At 67.2% G+C, this 15,265-nt stretch carries 14 protein-coding genes; 9 read left to right on the top strand and 5 right to left on the bottom strand.

Annotated features, from left to right (window positions below):
• Window positions 1-10 precede the first annotated feature (10 nt).
• The 3 genes from H3H39_RS24415 (at window position 11) to eutC (ending at window position 3,160) form a co-directional block, all read left to right on the top strand.
• On the top strand, window positions 11-853 hold the full coding sequence (locus H3H39_RS24415; protein WP_182157001.1) for a TorF family putative porin: 843 nt from the start codon (window positions 11-13) through the stop codon (window positions 851-853).
• Window positions 854-941: 88 nt separating this feature from the next.
• Window positions 942-2,333 (top strand): ethanolamine ammonia-lyase subunit EutB, encoded by a 1,392-nt coding sequence (locus H3H39_RS24420; protein WP_182157002.1) that lies wholly within the window; start codon window positions 942-944, stop codon window positions 2,331-2,333.
• A gap of 17 nt (window positions 2,334-2,350) precedes the next feature.
• Complete coding sequence (gene eutC, locus H3H39_RS24425) at window positions 2,351-3,160, top strand: ethanolamine ammonia-lyase subunit EutC (RefSeq protein ID WP_311196983.1); 810 nt, start codon at window positions 2,351-2,353, stop codon at window positions 3,158-3,160.
• A gap of 120 nt (window positions 3,161-3,280) precedes the next feature.
• Here eutC and H3H39_RS24430 read toward each other — a convergent pair whose 3' ends face one another.
• Window positions 3,281-3,721 (bottom strand): lipocalin-like domain-containing protein, encoded by a 441-nt coding sequence (locus tag H3H39_RS24430; RefSeq protein WP_182157004.1) that lies wholly within the window; start codon window positions 3,719-3,721, stop codon window positions 3,281-3,283.
• Window positions 3,722-3,891: 170 nt separating this feature from the next.
• On the opposite strand from H3H39_RS24430, the gene H3H39_RS24435 reads away from it, so the two are divergent.
• The gene (locus tag H3H39_RS24435) at window positions 3,892-4,587 is read left to right on the top strand and encodes a helix-turn-helix transcriptional regulator (RefSeq protein ID WP_182157005.1); all 696 of its coding nucleotides are present in this window, start codon (window positions 3,892-3,894) and stop codon (window positions 4,585-4,587) included.
• 230 nt (window positions 4,588-4,817) lie between these two features.
• Window positions 4,818-6,251: a GAF domain-containing sensor histidine kinase gene (locus H3H39_RS24440; RefSeq protein WP_311196984.1), complete on the top strand. Its 1,434-nt coding sequence runs from the start codon at window positions 4,818-4,820 to the stop codon at window positions 6,249-6,251.
• Between the two features lie 19 nt (window positions 6,252-6,270).
• Here the strand turns inward: H3H39_RS24440 and H3H39_RS24445 are convergent, their stop codons facing one another.
• From H3H39_RS24445 to H3H39_RS24455, 3 genes are all read right to left on the bottom strand, one after another.
• Window positions 6,271-7,107, bottom strand: coding sequence for an HDOD domain-containing protein (locus H3H39_RS24445; RefSeq protein WP_182157006.1), 837 nt, complete (start codon window positions 7,105-7,107; stop codon window positions 6,271-6,273).
• Between the two features lie 100 nt (window positions 7,108-7,207).
• On the bottom strand, window positions 7,208-7,489 hold the full coding sequence (locus H3H39_RS24450; RefSeq protein ID WP_182157007.1) for a hypothetical protein: 282 nt from the start codon (window positions 7,487-7,489) through the stop codon (window positions 7,208-7,210).
• Window positions 7,486-7,950: a MarR family winged helix-turn-helix transcriptional regulator gene (locus tag H3H39_RS24455; RefSeq protein ID WP_182157008.1), complete on the bottom strand. Its 465-nt coding sequence runs from the start codon at window positions 7,948-7,950 to the stop codon at window positions 7,486-7,488. The genes H3H39_RS24450 and H3H39_RS24455 overlap by 4 nt, the downstream gene beginning before the upstream one ends.
• Window positions 7,951-8,087: 137 nt before the next feature.
• Between H3H39_RS24455 and H3H39_RS24460 the strand changes: the two genes are divergently transcribed.
• Together H3H39_RS24460 and H3H39_RS24465 are read left to right on the top strand one after the other, a co-directional pair.
• A complete protein-coding gene (locus H3H39_RS24460) occupies window positions 8,088-8,999 on the top strand; it encodes a DMT family transporter (protein WP_229218256.1) in 912 nt (303 codons plus the stop codon).
• A gap of 45 nt (window positions 9,000-9,044) precedes the next feature.
• Window positions 9,045-9,998 (top strand): GlxA family transcriptional regulator, encoded by a 954-nt coding sequence (locus H3H39_RS24465; protein ID WP_182157010.1) that lies wholly within the window; start codon window positions 9,045-9,047, stop codon window positions 9,996-9,998.
• Window positions 9,999-10,018: 20 nt separating this feature from the next.
• Here the strand turns inward: H3H39_RS24465 and H3H39_RS24470 are convergent, their stop codons facing one another.
• Window positions 10,019-12,622 (bottom strand): transporter substrate-binding domain-containing protein, encoded by a 2,604-nt coding sequence (locus H3H39_RS24470; protein ID WP_182157011.1) that lies wholly within the window; start codon window positions 12,620-12,622, stop codon window positions 10,019-10,021.
• A gap of 73 nt (window positions 12,623-12,695) precedes the next feature.
• Here H3H39_RS24470 and H3H39_RS24475 point away from each other — a divergent pair, with 73 nt between their 5' ends.
• Together H3H39_RS24475 and astC are read left to right on the top strand one after the other, a co-directional pair.
• Window positions 12,696-13,790: a porin gene (locus H3H39_RS24475; RefSeq protein ID WP_182157012.1), complete on the top strand. Its 1,095-nt coding sequence runs from the start codon at window positions 12,696-12,698 to the stop codon at window positions 13,788-13,790.
• A 176-nt stretch (window positions 13,791-13,966) separates the two neighbouring features.
• On the top strand, window positions 13,967-15,187 hold the full coding sequence (astC, locus tag H3H39_RS24480; protein WP_311196986.1) for an acetylornithine/succinylornithine family transaminase: 1,221 nt from the start codon (window positions 13,967-13,969) through the stop codon (window positions 15,185-15,187).
• Window positions 15,188-15,265 lie beyond the last annotated feature (78 nt).

Consider the following 15,265-nt stretch of genomic DNA (forward strand, 5'->3'; position numbering starts at 1 on the left):
AAGGAATACCATGACCCCATCGGCTTCGCTGTTTTCTCCACGCCGCCGCGCCTGCCTGGGCGCCGCCGCCATCGTGCTGGGCGCCGTTACCACGGTGCATGCGGCCGAAGCGCCCGCCGCCGCGCCGACGCCGGACTGGACCAACACCGGCAATGTCACGCTGGTGTCCGATTACCTGTTCCGCGGCGTCTCGCAAACGCAGGGCCATCCCACCGTGCAGGCCAATCTGGACTTCACTCACGCCAGCGGCCTATACCTGGGCCTGTTCGGATCCGGCGTATCGCACGCGGCCTACAACAACGGCAGCGGTTCCGAGATCGACCTGTACGGCGGCTACCGCTACCCGCTCAACGCGGACAGCAACATCGATGCCGGCCTGGTCACCTACTGGTATCCGGCCGCCCACTACCAGACGGCCGGCGGCGACATCCGCTACCACACCCAGGACGCCAAGCTGGGCCTGAACGTGGGCAGCTTTAACGTCTACGGCTGGCTGACGCTGAGCAAGCACTGGTTCGGCTTCGCCGTCGATCCATACAGCGGCAAGAACGTGGATACGCGCGGCACGCTGTACGGTGAAGTGAACTGGAATCCGGAGCTGGCGCCGGGGCTGGCATTCAACCTGCATGTGGGTAAGCAGCACGTGCGCAACATGAGCGCTTTCGATTTTGTCGATGTCAAGGCAGGCGTCACCAAGACGGTGGACAATTGGGCGTTCTCGGCGGCGGCCGTCTATAACAACGGCGACGCCAGCCGCAACGGCACGCCGCTGTGGACCTTCTTCGATGCCGACGGCAGCGGCAAGAACGTGGTGCGCAAGCGCCTGCTGCTGACGGCGGCGCGCAATTTTTAGGGGATGACTGGCAGGCGCGGGCCCGGCAAGCCGTTGCGGGGCCCGCGCCAGCCGGACGCCAGACAGCATCAGCAGCGCAGGAGACAGCATGAGCAGCTATACACACGTGGTGGGCCATCGGACCTACCAATTCCGCGACTTGAAGGACTTGATGGCCAAGGCCACGCCGGCCCGCTCGGGCGACTATCTGGCCGGCCTGGCCGCCGCCAGCGCCGAGGAAAGGGTGGCGGCGCAGATGGCGCTGGCGGCCCTGCCGCTGGCCACCTTCCTCAACCAGGCGCTGGTGCCGTACGAGCAGGACGAGGTGACGCGGCTGATCATCGACAGCCACGCCGCCGCCGCCTTCGCCCCCATCGCCCACCTGACCGTGGGCGACTTTCGCAACTGGCTGCTCAGCGACGCGGCCGACACGGCGCTGCTGGCCCGCACGGCGCCCGGCATCACGCCGGAAATGGCGGCGGCCGTGTGCAAGCTGATGCGCATCCAGGACTTGATCCTGGTGGCGAAAAAATGCAGCGTGGTCACGCGCTTTCGCAATACCATCGGCCTGCCAGGATGCATGTCGACGCGGCTGCAGCCCAACCACCCGACCGACGACGCCAGCGGTATCGCCGCCAGCCTGCTCGATGGCCTGCTGTACGGCAGCGGCGATGCCGTCATCGGCATCAATCCGGCCACCGACAACGTGCCGCAGGTGATCAAGATCGTCACCATGCTGGACGAGATCATCGCCCGCTACGGCATTCCCACCCAGTCCTGCGTGCTGACCCACGTCACCAACACCATCGCCGCCATCGAACGGGGCGCGCCGGTGGACCTGGTGTTCCAGTCCATCGCCGGCACCGAGCAGGCCAACGCCGGCTTCGGCATCAACCTTGCCTTGCTGGCGGAGGCGCAGCAAGCGGCGCTGTCGTTAGGGCGCGGCACTGTGGGCAACAATGTGATGTATTTCGAAACCGGGCAGGGCAGCGCGCTGTCGGCCAACGCCCACCACGGCGTCGACCAGCAGACGTGCGAGGCGCGCGCCTACGCCGTGGCGCGGCGCTTCCAGCCGCTGCTGGTCAATTCGGTGGTCGGCTTCATCGGCCCGGAATACCTGTACGACGGCCGGCAGATCATCCGCGCCGGCCTGGAAGACCATTTCTGCGCCAAGCTGCTGGGCCTGCCCATGGGCTGCGACGTCTGCTACACCAACCACGCCGAGGCCGACCAGGACGACATGGACGTGCTGCTGACCCTGCTGGGCACGGCCGGCTGCACCTTCGTCATGGGCATCCCCGGCTCGGACGACATCATGCTCAATTACCAGACCACCTCCTTCCACGATGCGCTCTATGCGCGCCGCGTACTGGGCCTGCAGCCGGCGCCGGAGTTCGCGTCCTGGCTCAAAGAGATGGAGATCTTCACCCGTGACGATTACGTCACCCTGGGCAGCACGCTGCCGCCGGCGTTCCAGCCGGCGCTGCTGCGCCTGCAATGAGCGCGCGGAGCGACGGTATGAGCATCCCGGACGACGACATCGTCACCCCCAATCCGTGGCAGGCGCTGCGCCGCTACACGGACGCGCGCGTGGCGCTGGGCCGCAGCGGCGTGAGCCAGCCGACGGCGCCGCAGCTGGCCTTCCAGCTGGCCCATGCGCAGGCGCGCGACGCCGTGCACCGCGCGCTCGACCATACGGCGCTGGCGCAGTCGCTGCACACGGCGCTGGGCTGGTCCTGTCTGCAGCTGCACAGCGCGGCCGACAACCGGCAAGTCTATCTGCAGCGGCCGGATCTGGGCCGCGGCCTGTCCGAGCCGTCGCGGCTGCTGTTGCAGGAGCGCGCCCAGGCGGGCAGCGACCTGGCCATCGTCATTGCCGACGGCCTGTCGGCCCTGGCCATCGAACAGCATGCCTTGCCCTTCCTGCAAATCCTGGCGGCGCGCCTGGCGCCGGATGACTGGACGCTGGCGTCGCCTGCCATCGTGCGGCAGGGGCGGGTGGCAGTGGGCGACGAGGTTGCCCAGCTGCTGGGCGCACGCATGGTGGTGGTGCTGATCGGCGAGCGGCCCGGCCTCAGTTCGCCCGACAGCATGGGCCTTTACCTGAGCTGGGCGCCGCGGGTGGGGATGAGCGATGCCGGGCGCAACTGCATCTCCAATGTCCGGCCGGCCGGACAAAGCTACGATGAAGCGGCCTACCGGCTGCACTATCTGCTGACCCAGGCGCGCCAGCGCCAGTTGTCCGGCGTGGCGCTGAAGGATGAAACGGCCGGCGCCGGGCTGCCGGCCGAGGCGGCGCAGCACAACTTCCTGCTCGACCGCGATTAAGCGACCGTTGCAGCGTAGCTGGCATTTTTCCGCACCAAAGCAGACCTGCCGCTGCACCGGCCAAAGGCCGGCCGCGCGCAGCGCCAGGCCGGTGCCTGCCAGCGCCACCCTTGGCCCGTCTCAGTGGCTGGCCGTATGCGTGCCCTTGAGCGCCGTGGGGCAGGCGGTGGAGCGGATGCGGAAATAGCTGCGGCCGTCGTCGAGCGAGCGCAGCACGATTTTTTCCGGCGTCAGGCTGATGATCTTGTCCTTGAGGATGGCGCCGTCCGACAGGATGGAGGTGAGGATGCCGTCGCGGATGGTCCAGCGCACCGTGATGCGCTCGGCCAGCCTGCGGCACGCCATGTCCTTGTATTCGAAGTAGGTGTAGGTGCCGTCGGCCAGGAACGTTTCGCGCGAGGGGATGCGCTCGTAGTCGGGGCTGTCGGGCGGGTTGATCCAGGTGCCCACCAGTTGCGCGCCCAGGGCGGCGTCGTCCGTGGCGGGGGCGGCCGCGGAACAGGCCGGCGCCAGCATCAGCGAGGCAGCCAACATCAGCGCCGCGGCAGTTTTGTCTAACATACAATATCCTTGCGCCTGCCGGGCGGGGTTGGGGGCCGGGCGGCGCAGAGCGTTGGTTGATGGAAATATCGATGGCCATCAGCATAATCGAGGTTGCACGATGATAGCCACAAATTTGTCATAATGCCGCACCGGCCTGACGGTCAAACTGTTGCGTGGATGGGAAAACGATGAGCCGTACCGGCCGATTATTCTTGCTGATGGATGCCATGCGCGGCTACCGCCGGCCCGTCACGGCGGCCCGGCTGGCCGAACAACTGGGCGTGTCCGAACGCACCATTTATCGCGACATCCAGACGCTGTGCGGGCTGGGCGCGCCGCTGGAAGGCGAAGCGGGCGTGGGTTACATGCTGAAAGCCGGTTTCTTCCTGCCGCCGCTGATGTTCGGCACCGACGAGCTGGAGGCGCTGGTGCTGGGCGCGCGCTGGGTGCGGCGCCAGGGCGACGAGGCGCTGGCCAGGGCCGCCACCAGCGCGCTGGCCAAGATCGCCGCCGCCACCCCCAAGGATTTGCGCGACGACATGGCCGAAACCAGCTTGTGGGTGCCGCTGGGCGTGTGCCAGCCCGACGCCAGCGACGCCTTCGTGCGTCCCGTGCGCGAGGCGATCCGCTACCAGCACCGGCTGCGCATCCAATACCAGGATGAGCATGGCGCCCAGTCCGAACGCCATGTGTGGCCGTTCGCGCTGGCTTTCCTCGAAGGCAAGCGCTTGCTGGCGGCCTGGTGCGAGCTGCGCCAGGCGTTCCGCCACTTCCGCATCGACCGCATCGCGGCGGCCGAATCGACGGGAGAACGCTATCCGGCCCGGCGCCACGACCTGCTCAAGACGTGGCGCGCCGAACAGGGTTTGCGCGAGGACAGCTGACCGTCAAATGGGGGCGCTATGTGCGCTGCCGCACGGAAAGCGGGCAGGCGGGAGCGTAAGCTGCGTTCATCTCTTTCGGGAGATCCCTAGTTTTGGACTTTGCCCGCCTTCCCGGCGGGCTTTTTTTTGTCGCCGCATTGATTTGATGGGAAAAATAGCGCGCCATGGTCGTCGCGCAGGCATAGAATGGTCGCACATCGTCAGGCTGTGTGATCAGGAGGAACTATTTCGTGAACCATCATGCGCATGTGATACCAGATAACTTCCTGCGCAAGTGGCAGGATACGACTAATGCCATGGCCAACATCTTCGAGGTACCGGCCGGCCTCATCATGCGGGTGCTGCCGGAGCAGATCGAAGTGCTGGTCTCCAGCCACACGCCGGGCAATCCCTACGAGGCGGACGAGAAAGCCCAGCTGTGCACGGGCTTGTATTGCGAAACCGTGATGGCCAGCCGCGACGTGCTCAGCGTACCCAACGCGCTGGACGATGCGCGGTGGAAGCACAATCCCGACGTGGCCTTGAACATGATTTCCTACCTGGGCGTGCCGCTGTTGTGGACGGAGGATGAAGTGTTCGGCACCATCTGCGTGCTCGACAGCAAAACCCGCCACTATCGCACCCGCTATGTGGACATGCTGTGGGAACTCAAGAAAAGCATCGAAGCCGATTTCAAGGTGATCCAGCAGCAGGCGCGCCTGATCGCCAGCAACATCGAATTGTGCGACGCCATCGAGCGGCAGCGCACGGACGCCCAGGCGCTGCAACGCAGCAACGGTGAACTGCAATCGGCCCTGCAAACGCTGCAAGCCATGCAGGCCGACTTGCTGCGCTCGGAAAAAATGGCGGCGCTCGGTTCGCTGGTGGTGGGCGTGGCCCACGAACTCAATACGCCGCTCGGCAATTGCCTGATGGCGGCCAGTACCCTGCAGGGCCAGGGCGCGCAATTCGCGCAGGAGCTGGAGCGGGGCCTGACCCGCAGCCGCGCCGCCTCGTTCGTCCAGACCGTCAGCCAGGGGGCCGACATCCTGATGCGCAGCCTGGGCCATGCGGCCGAACTGGTGGGACGTTTCAAGCAATTGGCCGTGGACCAGTCCGGCCTGGAGCGGTGCCGGTTCCGGCTGGCCGATGCCATGCTGGATTTGCGCACGTCGTTGCGCGCGGCGCTGGGGCAGGCGAACCTGGTGTCCGCCATCGCGCCGGACTTGATGCTTGACAGCTACCCCAATCAGTTGCTGCAAGTGCTGGCCAGCCTGGTCAACAATGCCGTGCTGCACGGTTTCGCCGGCCGGCCACCGGGGACGGTGACGGTGGCCGCTGAAGTCTTGCCTGAGGGGCACTTGCGGCTGACGGTGCGCGATGACGGCGTCGGCATCGCCCCCGAGCACCTGGGACGGGTGTTCGATCCCTTCTTCACGACCCGGCTCGGCCATGGCGGCAGCGGCCTGGGCTTGCACATCGCGTACAACCTGGTCACGACGGTATTGGGCGGGACGATAGCGGCCAGCAGCGAACCGGGCCAGGGCGCCTGCTTCACGCTGCTGCTGCCACTGGTGGCGCCGCAGGCGGCGGCGCCAGCGGTTTCTCCAGCCGGTGCGCCAGCCGGCGCGCCAGCCGTGGCGCCAGCCGCGCCGCTGGGCGGCGCCGGCGGCGTGCTGCATTGATGACGGCCGCCGGGGGGATTTACAGCATCAGTACGGAGAACAGCGCCTGCACTTCATGGGCCGATTCGGCCAGGATGTCGTGCAGCGTGCCTTCTCCCACGAGGAAGTCGATGGTGCGGGCACCGAGCAGGGTGGTGGCGCCGGGGCGCTCCTGCAGCGGCGAGGGCACGGGCGCCAGGTCATTGGCCAGCAGCAGGGTGTCGCCCAGGGTTTCCGGTGGCAGCGCCCGCATGCCGATCCACATCGCTTCCACGGCTTGCGCCACGGGATCCGGGATCACCAGCTTCTTGAGCACGCCCCGGCCGATCTCGGCCTCGCCAAATTCGATCCAGTCGCCCGGATCGCCATCGAGGATGCCGGGCCAGGCGGCCGCCTGCGACAGCAAATAGAAACCGCCCACTTCATGCACGATGCCGGCGAACATGGCCGTGTCGGGATCCACATGGGTCACGCGGCGCGCGATCACTTGCGCCAGCGCGGCCACATGGGCCGTGTGTTCCCACAACTGGGCCGCCATGGCCTTGACGGCCGGGTCGGTGGATTGGCCGCCCAGCTGGCGCACGATCAGGGCCGCCACCTGCGATTGCAAAGTGCGCACGCCCAGCCGCTGCACGGCGACGCGCACACTGGAAATTTCGTTACCGGAACGGTTGTAGGCGACGGCGTTGGCGATCGCCACGGTGCGGGCCGCCAGCAAGGGGTCGGCCTGGATCAGCTTGGCCGCTGAGTCGATATGGCAGTCGGGGTCGCCCAGCGCCTGCTGCAGGCGCAACGAGGCGTTCACATTGGTAGGGAATGTCAGTTCCCCCCGGCTCGCTTGAGCTGCGATGTGCTTGAAGGCGTCCAGTCTGTCCATCGAAAAAATTATACTCGGAATATTGCCGTGTGGAATTTTTTCTTAAAATACTTTTCTATCCCTTGCGGCCCGCCGATAGCATGCCGCAAGGGGTGGCGGATCAAGCCTCGCTGAAGATGGCGTCGCAGCCATCCTGGGTGGCGTCCGTGTCCTGCAATTCGTCGACCAGGCCCAGGTCGAACAATTCCTCGATCGCGTTCATGAAGCTGTTGTGCTTGGTGGCACCGATCAGGCGATAGATTTCGCCCGCCTCGTTGCGGATGCCGATCAACAGCTTTTCCTGGCGTACCTCGTCCGGAGTGCTGACGTTGAGCAACAGGTTGCCGATGATGTGTTTATCGAATTTGGCAGGTTTCTTGCCTTCGAGCAGAGTCGTTTTCAAATGTTTTCCTTGGTTGAGTCGTGGGTGGCTGACGCGCCGCCGATAATGACAGTTTTGAGCTTGGACAGGGTTTTTTCAAGGGCCGCGTAATCATCTTGCGTAAAACCGTTGAATACTTGGGCGCCCCTGGCCACGACGCGGGGAAACACGTCATGGAAGGTGGCCTCGCCGGCCGCCGTCAGGCGCACGAAGAACGAGCGCTTGTCGTCGGCGTTGCGCTGGCGTTGGACCAGGCCCTTTTGTTCGAGCCGTTCGATCACCCCGGTCAGCGTGCCCTTGGTGATCAGGGTTTTTTCCCCCAGTTCCTTGTAGGACATGCCGGCCGTGTTGCCCAGCGTGGCGATGATGTCGAACTGGGCATGCGTCAGGCCGCACTGGCGTACCTGTGCGTCCGACAGGCGCTCGAAGCCCTGCATGCATTCGGCCAGCAGCCGGATACTTTTCAAATAGCGTTCACCCATAGACCGTGATTATAGCTGGCCGCGGCGCGCCGCTCCGGCCCCGCATCGCCAAGTTGGCCGTGGCCGGGTACACTATGCCTCCCCGGCCGCCGCCACCGTGCGCGCCCGCAACCCGCCAGCCACTCGTCGAGACCTGTTTGAAGCCATCCGCACCCCAGCACCTGCCCGGCATCGCCGCCCTGTTGACCGTGACCCTGGTGTGGGGCACCACCTTCCCTGTCATGAAGGATATGACGGCCGCCCTGTCGGCCAGCATGATCGTGCTGGTGCGCTTCACCTTGGCCGGGCTGCTGCTGGCGCCGTTCCTGTGGCGGGCGCGGGCGGGCGACCTGTGGCAAGGCGGGCTGGCCGGTGTGGTGTTGTTTTTCTGCTACGTATTCCAGATCGAGGGACTGGCCCTGACCAGCGCCAACCGCAACGCCTTCCTGACCGGCTTGAACGTGCTGGTGGTGCCCTTGCTGGGCATGGCGGCCGGCAAGCCGCCGGAGCGGCGCATCGTGGTGGCGCTGCTGCTGGCGCTGGCCGGCCTGTTCGCCCTGTGCTGGGATGGCGGCATCAGCTGGGGCCGCGGCGACACGCTGGCCCTGCTGGCGGCCCTGTGCTTCGGCCTGTACGTGAAGATGATGGAAACGGCCACCCGCAAGGTGGATAGCCTGATGGCGCTGACGGCGGCCCAGATCGTCACCGTGGCCGTGTGCGCGGCCGGCTGGCTGCTGTGGCGCGACATGCCTTCCGGCGCCCAGGCCGGGCCGTGGCAGGCGGCCGCCTGGCAAGCCGTGCTGTCCTACAAGAGCAACCTGATCTACCTGGGCGTGGTGGCCACGGCCGCCATCATCTCGCTGCAAACGTGGGGCCAGAGCCACAGCAGCGCCAACGAGGCGGCCGTGATCTACGCGTTCGAACCGGGCTGCGCCGCCATCTTCGCTTACTTCTGGCTGGGCGAGACGCTGGCCTGGAACGGCTTGCTGGGCGCCGCGTTGTTGATCTCCGGTATGATAGTGAGCCAGTGGAGCAGCAGCCGGCCCGCCGCCGTGCTGGCGCCGGAATGAGCGCCGCCCCGACCACTGCCAGCTTCGTTATCGCTTAAACGCCGCATGCCATTTTCACCCCTATCCCGTCTGGCCCAGGAACAGCCGCTGCGCGTGCTGCTGGTCAACGCGGGCGAGCCGGACGCCCTCACCTGGGCCGGCCTGGTCCAGCCGCTGCGGCTGGCGGCCCGTTTGCTGGGGCCGGAACAGTTGCGGCTCGACATATTGAGTCCCCAGCAAGTGGCGCTGGCCCAGCCCCAGCCGGGCTGGCATCTGGCGCTGCTGGTGGCCGACGAACAGCAAGCCCCGCCGTCGCCGGCCCTGCTGCGTACGGTGATCGAGCGCTGCCGCTCGGCCCGCTATTGGGGTGGGGTGGGGGCCGGTGTGCTGTGGCTGGCCGACGCCGGGGTGATGGCGGGCGTGCGCATCGCCCTGCCGTGGGCCCTGTATGCGGAAACGGACGCCGTCACCCAGCGCGCCATCCTGACGCCCCATCTGTTCGAACTGGATGGCCGCATGCTCAGTTGCTGCGGCGGCGCCGCCAGCATCGACTTCGCGCTGACGCTGGTGGCGGCCCTGTACGGCGCCACCGTCCAGGCCACCATCAAGGAAAGCCTGTGTATCGAGCGCGTGCGTCCGCACGATGAGCGCCAGCGGGTGGCGCTGCAAGCCCGCTTCGGCGCGCTGCAGCCCAAGCTGTCGGAGGCGGTGACGTTGATGGAGGCCAATATCGAGGAACCGCTGTCGACCGACGACATCGCCGGCCTGGTGGGCTTGTCGCGGCGCCAGCTGGAGCGCTTGTTCAAGCAATACCTGGACAGCCTGCCGTCGCGCTACTACCTGGAGCTGCGCTTGCAGCGGGCCCGCCAGTTGCTGCTGGAAACCAACCACTCGATCGTGCAGGTGGGGCTGATGTGCGGCTTCTCGTCCGGCTCGCACTTTTCCACCGCCTTCGGCGCCCTGTTCGGCAACACGCCGCGTGAGGAACGCCAGCGCAAGCTGATGCCGCCGGCGGCCTGAACGGGCCTGGCGATGGGCGCTTACACCGGCGTCTGCTCGGTGGCCGTGCCGTTGGCGTCGGGCAGCGCCACCATGCCGTGCGCGCCGCTGGCGTTGCGCTCGGTGAGCTGGGGCGCCTTCAGCGGCAGGCTGATCTGGAATAGCGTCCCCGCGCCCGCTTCGCCCTGCAAGGTGATGGTGCCGCCCAGCACCCCCGTCACCAGCGTCTGCACAATGTACAGGCCCAGGCCGGAGCCGCCCTGGCCCAGCCGGGTGGTGAAGAAGGGATCGTAGATCTTGCTGCGGTATTCGGGCGGGATGCCCTTGCCGTCGTCCTCGTAGGTCAGCAGCACGCGTTCGTCCTGGCGCCGGGCGCTGATGTGGACCCGGCCTCCTTTGCGTCCTTCGAAACCGTGCACCAGCGAATTTTCCAGCAGGTTGGACAGTACCTGGGCCAGCGGGCCGGGGAAGCTGTCGAGTTCGATGTCGGGCGCCACGTCCAGCGCGATGTGGTGGCCGCGATGCTTCCATGAATTGTGGTGGCTGGCGATCACTTCCTCCACCGTGCGCCGCAGCGGGAACACGCGGCGCCGCACGCTGGCCTGGTCCACCGCCAGTTCCTTGAAGTTGTCGATCAGCCCGGCCGCGCGGAAGGTGTTGCGTTCGATGATTTCCGTCGCCTGCTGGCAGTGGGACACGAAGGTGTCGGCCGCCGAGCGCTTGAGCTGGCCGGCCGCCAGCGCGCTGCCGAAGCTGTCCACGTGGGCCTTGAGCGTGGTGGAGGCCGTCAGCGCGCTGCCCAGCGGGGTGCTCAGCTCGTGCGCGATGCCGGCCACCAGCCGCCCCAGCGAGGCCACTTTTTCCGTTTGCACCAACTGCTCGGCGGCCAGCCGCAAATCGTCGTTGGCTTGCCGCAGCTCGGCCGTGCGGGCCAGCACGCGTTGTTCCAGCACGGCGTTCAATTCCTGGATCTCCGCCTCGCGCGAGCGGCGCGCCGCCACTTCCTGTTGCAGTTCGGCCGTGCGGCGCTTGACCATCACCCGCAGCTGCACGATGAAGGTGATCGCCACCAGGACCGCCAGCGCCAGCGCGCCCAGGGGCCGGTAATCGATGTCGTGCGCGTAGTGGACCGTGCTCCAGTTCTGGCGGAACGCTTCCCGTTCGTTCCTGGGGATGGCCGCCAGCGCCGCGTTCAGGATGGGCACCAGTTCCGCCCAGTCGGAACGCACGCCAATGCCGATGTGGTAGCGGTAATCCGTCTCGCCGGCCACCCGCACGTCCGTCGCGCCCAGCTCGACCAGCTGGTGGGTGCCCGTCAGCAGCGGGCCGATGATGGCGTGCACCTTGCCGTTGCGCAGCAGTTCGGTGCCGGCCCGGAAGTTGCTGACCGGGACCATGGCGATGGCGGGCCAGTCGTGCGGCAGCACGTCGGCCACGCCGGTGCGGGCCGCCACGGCCACCCGCTGGCCGGCCAGGCCGCCCAGGCCGCCCATGGGCGCGGTGGCCGTGCCGGCGAAGATCACCACGGGCGTGCTCAGATAGGGTTCCGTCACCAGCATGAAGCCGGCCCGGCCCGGCGTGTGCGAAATGGCCGACACCAGGTCCACCTGGCGCTGTTCGATGCGGCTGACCTCGTCGGCCACGTCGCGTACCGGCAGCAGTTCGAAGCGCACCCCCAGCTGCTCCTCGACGCGGCGCAGGAAGTCCAGCGAAATGCCGCGCAACTGGCCATCCTCGCCGCGCCACTCGATGGGCGCGCGGCTGCTGTCGACGGCCACCCGCAGCACCGGGTGGGCCGCCAGCCACGCGTGCTGGGCGGGCGTGAGGGTCAGCTCGCGCTGCACCGGCGTGCCGTCGGCCGCGGCCAGCCAGCGCGAGCGGATCCGCGCATGTTCGTCGGCCGTGATGGCGGCCACGCCCTTGTCGATGATGGACAACAGTAAGGGCGCGTCGTTGCGCAGCGCCAGCCGGATGGTGGCCGCTTCCGAATAGTAGTACAGCAGCGCGATCTTGAGCGATGCGCCGCCCTCGCCGATGGCGCGCTGCACCACGGGCAGGTCGTCGAAACAGGCGTCCGCCTCGCCGCGCTGCACGCGCGCCATGCCTTCCTGCGAACTGTCCACCTCCACCAGCACGCAATCGGGGCAGCGCGCCTTGAGCACGGGAACCCGTACCGAATTGCGCGTCACGGCCACGCGCTGGTGGGCGTAGTCGCCCAGCACGCGGGTGGCGGCGTGGTCGGGCCGGGTCACCATGGCGATCGGCAGTTCCAGGTAGGGCTGGGAGAAATTGAGGCGGCTCCTGCGCTCGGGCCGGTCGCGCGCGCACAGCACGCCGTCGACCGCGTGCGCCATGCCCTTGGTCAGGGCCTGGTCCCAGGTCGAGCCTTCATAGCGGAACTTGAGGCCGGTCTTGCGGGCCACCAGTTCCGCATAGTCGAAGCAGGCGCCCGCGTAGGAACCTTCGCTGTCGGCGCGGCGGAACGCGATGGGCGGGTTGAACTGGTCGAGCGCCATGGTCAGCACCGGATGCGCGCGCACCCAGGCTTGCTCCTGCGGCGTGAGCACAACCTGAGCCGCCACCATGGCGGGCCATGCAATCAGCATGAAAAATAAAGTGGCCAGCGTGGCTCGTGCTGTGTGCATTTTGAGAGTAGCCTTTGGCGATGCGGCCCCGATGCCTCATAGCATAGCCCACTCTGACTGCGGAATACATAACATGATGAACAAACTTCATGGCAAAGACACAATTCGCAGGATAAATCTGAAACTGCTTGCTGTCTTGCTGTGGGGAGCTTGCCACAGTGCCTGGGCCGACAGTGGCGTGACGGCTTACGGCGTGATCGACACCTTCGCCACCCGCATCGCGGCCGACGGCCTGGCGCCCGTGACGCGGATCGACGCCAGCGGCCTGCTGGCCAGCCGGCTGGGCTTGCGGGGCCGCGAGGCGCTGGGCGGCGGTTTGCGCAGCGGCTTCGTGCTGGAGGCGGGCATGAACGGTGACGACGGCAGTGGGGCGGACGGCAACCGCCTGTTCAACCGCCAGGCCTGGGTCAGCCTGGGCGGCCCCCTGGGCGAGCTGCGGCTGGGGCGCCAGAATACGCCGCAGTTTTACATGAATGGCAAGTTTGACGCTTTCACCAGCGCCACCCAGGCTTCCGGCTGGAACAATATGTACGGCGCGCCGCCCCGCATCGACAACGCCGTCGGCTACTTCTCGCCCGACCTGGGCGGGCTGACCTTGCAGGCATTGGTGGCGCGCGGCGCCACCGGCGGCGCCGCGCCGCTGGACGAGACGGCCGCCAACCGCAACCTGCAACTGGCGGCCGAGTACGAACATCCCGGCCTGTACCTGGGCGCCAACTACCAGCAGGTCGACAACGCGGCCCTGCCATACCGGGCGCGGCGCGCCAGCGTGGGCGCGTCCTGGACGTTTACGCCGCGCTGGACCGTGTTCGGCGCGGCCGGCGGTGAGCGCCGCAGCGACGGCACGCAACGCACCATGTTGTATTCGCTATCGCTGCGCTGGCGCGCGGACGGCCCGCTGGCCCTGGCGTTCGGTTGGGCCGGGCTGCGCGACCGGCTGACGGGCGCCGGCCATGGCGGCGCGGCCGAACTGGGCGCGCAAGCCCAGTACCGGCTGTCCGTGCGCACCTCGCTGTACGGGGCGCTGGCCCGGCTGCGCCAGTATGACCGCCGCAACAACTTCGCGCTGGTGGGGGCCGCCGTGGTGGCGCCGGCGGCCCAGATCCGCTCGCCCCTGCCGGGCGGCGCCATCGACGGCGTGCAGCTGGGCGTGCTGCACACGTTTTGAGGCCGCAATGACCGCTTTGCCCGGTCCCGCCCTGGCCGGGTAAAAATGAAAATCCTTGTCGCCATTTCAAAAGAGTTTTAGCATCCCGCTTTTTATAATGGGTGCTCCAGTGCGGCCCCGCCGCCACCGACCCCACCTTGATAGGGATAGCCATGAACGCCAAGCTTGATACGACCGTGACCACACGTCCTGTAAATCGCCAGACCTTCGACGAAGTGCTGGTGCCGACCTACGCACCATCGGCCATGGTGCCGGTGCGCGGCGCCGGCCTGGACCTGTGGGACCAGAACGGCAAGCAATACCTGGACTTCACGTCCGGTATCGCGGTCAACTCGCTGGGCCACTGCCATCCGGTGCTGGTGGAGGCGCTGACCAAGCAGGCCAACACCCTGTGGCACCTCGGTAACGGCTACACCAACGAACCCGTGCTGCGCCTGGCGCTGGCGCTGACGGAAGCCACCTTCGCCGACCGCGCCTTCTTCTGCAACTCCGGCGCCGAGTCCAACGAAGCGGCCCTGAAGCTGGCCCGCAAGCACGCCCACACCAAGTTCGGCGCCCACAAGTCGCGCATCGTGTCGTGCTTCCACTCGTTCCACGGCCGTACCCTGTTCACCGTGTCCGTCGGCGGCCAGGCCAAGTACACGGAAGGCTTCGAACCGCTGCCGCCGTCGATCGACCACATCCCGTACAACGACATCGAGGCGGCGCAAATGGCCATCACCGATGACGTGTGCGCCGTGGTGGTGGAGCCGGTGCAGGGCGAGGGCGGCGTGGTGCCGGCCGATGCCGACTTCCTGAAAGAGCTGCGCGCGCTGTGCGACAAGACCGGCGCCGTGCTGATCTTCGACGAAGTCCAGTGCGGCATGGGCCGTACCGGCGATCTGTTCGCCTACATGGGCTACGGCGTGACGCCGGACATCCTGACCTCGGCCAAGGCGCTGGGCAACGGCTATCCGATCGGCGCCATGCTGACCACCAACGAGCTGGCCAAGAGCCTGGCCGTGGGCAGCCACGGCACCACCTACGGCGGCAACCCGCTGGCCGCCACCGTGGCCCTGAACGTGCTGGAAACCATCAACCAGCCAGCCTTCCTGGCGCGCGTCAAGGAAGCGAGCAAGAACCTGGTGGCCACGCTCAACAAGCTGATCGCCGACTACCCGCAAGTGTTCACCACCGTGCGCGGTTCCGGCCTGCTGCTGGGCATGGTCGTGGCGGACGCCTTCAAGGGCCGTTCCAAGGATATCCAGAAGGCCGCCGAAGCCCATGGCCTGATGCTGCTGATCGCCGGTACCGAAGTGGTGCGCCTGGCGCCGGCCCTGATCGTGTCCGACGCCCAGATCGCCCAGGCCGACCGCCTGCTGCGCGCCGCGCTGGATGACCTGATCAAGGCCGCCTAAGCGTTCACCGCAACCCGCCGCTCCCGCCTTCGCGCGGGAGCGTTGCGTTTCACCACACCGGCAACCGCAAGCCTGGTT

The organism is Rugamonas apoptosis, assembly GCF_014042355.1.
GTDB classification, from domain to species: domain Bacteria; phylum Pseudomonadota; class Gammaproteobacteria; order Burkholderiales; family Burkholderiaceae_D; genus Rugamonas; species Rugamonas apoptosis.

Coding starts and splice junctions, on each gene's coding strand:
- H3H39_RS24415 (WP_182157001.1), top strand. CDS start 11: ATGACCCCATCGGCTTCGCTGTTTTCTCCACGCCGCCGCGCCTGCCTG.
- H3H39_RS24420 (WP_182157002.1), top strand. CDS start 942: ATGAGCAGCTATACACACGTGGTGGGCCATCGGACCTACCAATTCCGC.
- eutC (WP_311196983.1), top strand. CDS start 2,351: ATGAGCATCCCGGACGACGACATCGTCACCCCCAATCCGTGGCAGGCG.
- H3H39_RS24430 (WP_182157004.1), bottom strand. CDS start 3,721: ATGTTAGACAAAACTGCCGCGGCGCTGATGTTGGCTGCCTCGCTGATG.
- H3H39_RS24435 (WP_182157005.1), top strand. CDS start 3,892: ATGAGCCGTACCGGCCGATTATTCTTGCTGATGGATGCCATGCGCGGC.
- H3H39_RS24445 (WP_182157006.1), bottom strand. CDS start 7,107: ATGGACAGACTGGACGCCTTCAAGCACATCGCAGCTCAAGCGAGCCGG.
- H3H39_RS24455 (WP_182157008.1), bottom strand. CDS start 7,950: ATGGGTGAACGCTATTTGAAAAGTATCCGGCTGCTGGCCGAATGCATG.
- H3H39_RS24465 (WP_182157010.1), top strand. CDS start 9,045: ATGCCATTTTCACCCCTATCCCGTCTGGCCCAGGAACAGCCGCTGCGC.
- H3H39_RS24470 (WP_182157011.1), bottom strand. CDS start 12,622: ATGCACACAGCACGAGCCACGCTGGCCACTTTATTTTTCATGCTGATT.
- H3H39_RS24475 (WP_182157012.1), top strand. CDS start 12,696: ATGATGAACAAACTTCATGGCAAAGACACAATTCGCAGGATAAATCTG.